Here is a 5,463-nt window from a genome sequence, read left to right on the forward strand (position 1 = left end):
AGGCTTGAAAAATTATTTTAAATTATTTTCAAAAAGTTTTGGTAGTTTAAAAAGGGGTTGTATATTTGCACCCGCTTTGAGAAACAAGCGAAGTTCATAGGAATAAAAATTATACTGGAGTAGGGGTGATTAGCTTCATTTATAGGGTTCGATTCCTTAATAATTAACGATTAACTACCGGCAATGAAGATTGTGTTAGGTTAGTTGAAAAAGTTCATTGATATATTGATTGACAGCGCGTATTTTGATTACATTTATGTAATTGATTTACAATAAGAATTAAGACTAGAAATATTTTTGAGATTACGATTTTAAATTCCTGTTGTTATTGTTAAATAATATTTAAGAATACACGATGAAGAGTTTGATCCTGGCTCAGGATGAACGCTAGCGGCAGGCTTAACACATGCAAGTCGAGGGGTAACAGGGAAGTGCTTGCACTTTTGCTGACGACCGGCGCACGGGTGCGTAACGCGTATAGAACCTACCTTATAGTAAGGGATAGCCCAGAGAAATTTGGATTAATACCTTATGGTATATTATTTCGGCATCGTTATAATATTAAAGATTTATTGCTATAAGATGGCTATGCGTTCTATTAGTTAGTTGGTAAGGTAACGGCTTACCAAGACATCGATAGATAGGGGCCCTGAGAGGGGGATCCCCCACACTGGTACTGAGACACGGACCAGACTCCTACGGGAGGCAGCAGTGAGGAATATTGGACAATGGAGGCAACTCTGATCCAGCCATGCCGCGTGTAGGAAGACTGCCCTATGGGTTGTAAACTACTTTTATAGAGGAAGAAACGCCATTACGTGTAATGGTTTGACGGTACTCTACGAATAAGGATCGGCTAACTCCGTGCCAGCAGCCGCGGTAATACGGAGGATCCAAGCGTTATCCGGAATCATTGGGTTTAAAGGGTCCGTAGGCGGGTCTGTAAGTCAGTGGTGAAAGTTTTCGGCTCAACCGGAAAATTGCCATTGATACTGCAGGTCTTGAATCATTATGAAGTGGTTAGAATAAGTAGTGTAGCGGTGAAATGCATAGATATTACTTAGAATACCGATTGCGAAGGCAGATCACTAATAATGTATTGACGCTAAGGGACGAAAGCGTGGGTAGCGAACAGGATTAGATACCCTGGTAGTCCACGCCGTAAACGATGGTTACTAGCTGTTCGGACTTCGGTCTGAGTGGCTAAGCGAAAGTGATAAGTAACCCACCTGGGGAGTACGTTCGCAAGAATGAAACTCAAAGGAATTGACGGGGGCCCGCACAAGCGGTGGAGCATGTGGTTTAATTCGATGATACGCGAGGAACCTTACCAGGGCTTAAATGTAGATTGACAGGTTTAGAGATAGACTTTTCTTCGGACAATTTACAAGGTGCTGCATGGTTGTCGTCAGCTCGTGCCGTGAGGTGTCAGGTTAAGTCCTATAACGAGCGCAACCCCTGTTGTTAGTTGCCATCGAGTAATGTCGGGAACTCTAACAAGACTGCCGGTGCAAACCGCGAGGAAGGTGGGGATGACGTCAAATCATCACGGCCCTTACGTCCTGGGCCACACACGTGCTACAATGGTAGGTACAGAGAGCAGCCACTTGGTGACAAGGAGCGAATCTATAAAACCTATCACAGTTCGGATCGGAGTCTGCAACTCGACTCCGTGAAGCTGGAATCGCTAGTAATCGGATATCAGCCATGATCCGGTGAATACGTTCCCGGGCCTTGTACACACCGCCCGTCAAGCCATGGAAGCTGGGGGTACCTGAAGTCCGTCACCGTAAGGAGCGGCCTAGGGTAAAACTGGTAACTGGGGCTAAGTCGTAACAAGGTAGCCGTACCGGAAGGTGCGGCTGGAACACCTCCTTTCTAGAGAAAGACGATACACAGGAATTGTGATTTTGAGGTATTTTTAGTCTTATGCTGTTAATTAATTATTTTTTTTTAGTATTGAGTACGGAGTATTAAGTATTAAGTAAGGATTGTTTTAGATTTTATCTAAGTACTCATTACTGATTACTCACTACTATAAAACAGTCTCATAGCTCAGCTGGTTAGAGCGCTACACTGATAATGTAGAGGTCGGCAGTTCGAGTCTGCCTGAGACTACGATTAAATGTTAAATGTAAAAGTTTAAATTTAAAATGATAAGGTTTTTACTTTAGACTTTATGATTTATCAGTTTTATATTTATTATTTACAAGTTCATTGATTATATTATTGAAAAGGAAATTTTAGAAGTTGAGAATTCATTACTTCATCATTCGATATTCTGAATTCGACATTTAGGATTTCATAATGGGGGATTAGCTCAGCTGGCTAGAGCGCCTGCCTTGCACGCAGGAGGTCATCGGTTCGACTCCGATATTCTCCACAATTCTTTAGATATAAGGATTGATAGTTTATAAATCACAGGATTCACAGAGTGAAAAAGTATTTATGATCATCAATTTTATATTTTTTATAAGAAAAACGTTCATTGACATATTGATTTAAAGAATACGAGCATTAATTGTTCTCTTATGAGGATGATTAATGATAATAAATTAAAAGAGTGTTTTATTATTTTTTATCGGAAATAATAGGACGAATAAACTAAAAGAGCAAGTTAAAGCAAAGACGCATAAGCTAATTAAGGGCGTATGGGGAATGCCTAGGCTCTCAGAGGCGATGAAGGACGTGATAAGCTGCGAAAAGCTGTGGGGAGTGGCACATACACTATGATCCGCAGATATCCGAATGGGGCAACCCGGTATATTGAAGATATATCACACCGTAAGGTGGGCGAACCCGGAGAACTGAAACATCTAAGTACCCGGAGGAGAAGAAAACAAAAGTGATTCCGTTAGTAGTGGCGAGCGAACGCGGATTAGCCCAAACCAGTATTGTTACGGCAATTCTGGGGTTGTAGGACCACGTTATAAGATGTATATTGAATTAGAACAGTTTGGAAAGACTGACCAAAGAGGGTGATAGTCCCGTATAGGTAAGATATGTTGATTTAGTGGTATCCTGAGTAGTGCGGGACACGTGTAATCCTGTATGAATCTGTGGGGACCATCCCATAAGGCTAAATACTCCTGAGAGACCGATAGTGAACCAGTACCGTGAGGGAAAGGTGAAAAGAACCCTGAATAAGGGAGTGAAATAGATCCTGAAACCATACGCTTACAAGCGGTCGGAGCGCATTTATGTGTGACGGCGTGCCTTTTGCATAATGAGCCTACGAGTTACTTTTACTAGCAAGGTTAATCCGTTAAGCGGAGCAGCCGTAGCGAAAGCGAGTCTGAATAGGGCGTTATAGTTAGTAGTAGTAGACGCGAAACCGTGTGATCTACCCTTGGGCAGGTTGAAGCTTTGTTAACCCAAAGTGGAGGACCGAACCCGTTGACGTTGAAAAGTCTTGGGATGACCTGAGGGTAGGGGTGAAAGGCCAATCAAACTCGGAAATAGCTCGTACTCCCCGAAATGCATTTAGGTGCAGCGTTGATTTATAGTTTTATAGAGGTAGAGCTACTGATTGGATGCGGGGGCTTCACCGCCTACCAATTCCTGACAAACTCCGAATGCTATAAAATGTTAATCAGCAGTGAGGGCATGGGTGCTAAGGTCCATGTCCGAGAGGGAAAGAACCCAGACCATCAGCTAAGGTCCCTAAATATATGTTAAGTTGAATAAACGCGGTTGAACTGCTTAGACAGCTAGGATGTTGGCTTGGAAGCAGCCATTCATTTAAAGAGTGCGTAACAGCTCACTAGTCGAGCGGTTCGGCATGGATAATAATCGGGCATAAACATATTACCGAAGCTATGGACTCTGAACTTGATTCAGAGTGGTAGGGGAGCATTGTAGTGGCGTTGAAGGTGAGAGGCGATTCTTGCTGGAGCAACTACAAAAGAAAATGTAGGCATAAGTAACGATAATGCGGGCGAGAAACCCGCACACCGAAAGACTAAGGTTTCCTCAGCTATGCTAATCAGCTGAGGGTTAGTCGGGACCTAACGCGAACCCGAAAGGGGTAGTGGATGGACAACAGGTTAATATTCCTGTACCTGCTCACGCTAAAAGTGACGGAGGCGTATATTTGGTGCGAACTGACGGAAATGTTCGTTGAAGCCAGTGGTAACACGGCGATAGTACACAGAGGCTTCGGCTGATGTGATAATCCAGAGAAGCGACTTCCAAGAAAAGCAAGTGAAGCAGCCCGTACCGTAAACCGACACAGGTAGTTGGGATGAGAATTCTAAGGTGCTCGAGAGATTCATGGCTAAGGAACTAGGCAAAATCGACCCGTAACTTCGGGAGAAGGGTCGCCCATCTTCGGATGGGCCGCAGTGAAGAGGTCCAGGCGACTGTTTATCAAAAACACAGGGCTATGCTAAATAGAAATATGATGTATATGGCCTGACACCTGCCCGGTGCCGGAAGGTTAAGAGGAGGGTTTAGCTTCGGCGAAGATCTGAATTGAAGCCCCGGTAAACGGCGGCCGTAACTATAACGGTCCTAAGGTAGCGAAATTCCTTGTCGGGTAAGTTCCGACCTGCACGAATGGTGCAACGATCTGGACACTGTCTCAGCCATGAGCTCGGTGAAATTGTAGTATCGGTGAAGATGCCGGTTACCCGCTGTGGGACGAAAAGACCCTGTGAACCTTTACTATAGCTTAGTATTGACTTTGGATAAGTAATGTGTAGGATAGGTGGGAGACTTTGAATTGGCGTCGCCAGGCGTTGAGGAGTCATTGTTGAAATACCACCCTTTGCTTATTCGAAGCCTAACTCAGAGATGAGGACAGTGCTTGGTGGGTAGTTTGACTGGGGTGGTCGCCTCCAAAAGAGTAACGGAGGCTTCTAAAGGTCTGCTCAGTACGGTTGGTAATCGTGCGTAGAGTGCAATGGCATAAGCAGGCTTGACTGAGAGACATACAGGTCGATCAGGTACGAAAGTAGAGCATAGTGATCCGGTGGTTCCGCATGGAAGGGCCATCGCTCAAAGGATAAAAGGTACTCCGGGGATAACAGGCTGATCTCCCCCAAGAGCTCACATCGACGGGGGGGTTTGGCACCTCGATGTCGGCTCGTCACATCCTGGGGCTGGAGAAGGTCCCAAGGGTTGGGCTGTTCGCCCATTAAAGTGGCACGCGAGCTGGGTTCAGAACGTCGTGAGACAGTTCGGTCTCTATCTACAGTGGGCGTTAGAAATTTGAGTGGATCTGACTTTAGTACGAGAGGACCGAGTTGGACGAACCGCTGGTGTATCTGTTGTTCCGCCAGGAGCATTGCAGAGTAGCTACGTTCGGAAGGGATAAGCGCTGAAAGCATATAAGCGCGAAACCCACCACAAGATGAGATTTCTTTAAAGGGTCGTGGGAGACTACCACGTTGATAGGCTATAGGTGTAAAGGCAGTAATGTCATAGCCGAGTAGTACTAATAACCCATAGGCTTATGCGCAC

At 44.9% G+C, this 5,463-nt stretch carries 2 tRNA genes and 2 rRNA genes; all 4 read left to right on the plus strand.

Annotated features, from left to right (window positions below):
- Window positions 1-352 precede the first annotated feature (352 nt).
- A 16S ribosomal RNA gene (locus Q0910_RS28405) occupies window positions 353-1,878 on the plus strand.
- Between the two features lie 166 nt (window positions 1,879-2,044).
- A tRNA-Ile gene (locus Q0910_RS28410) sits at window positions 2,045-2,118 on the plus strand.
- 191 nt (window positions 2,119-2,309) lie between these two features.
- Window positions 2,310-2,383, plus strand: a tRNA-Ala gene (locus tag Q0910_RS28415).
- 247 nt (window positions 2,384-2,630) lie between these two features.
- Window positions 2,631-5,461 (plus strand): 23S ribosomal RNA (locus tag Q0910_RS28420).
- The 16S and 23S rRNA genes sit together here with 2 tRNA genes alongside, the layout of an rRNA operon.
- Window positions 5,462-5,463: the final 2 nt, after the last annotated feature.

Origin of the sequence: uncultured Aquimarina sp. (genome assembly GCF_947495315.1) — a bacterium.
GTDB lineage: Bacteria > Bacteroidota > Bacteroidia > Flavobacteriales > Flavobacteriaceae > Aquimarina.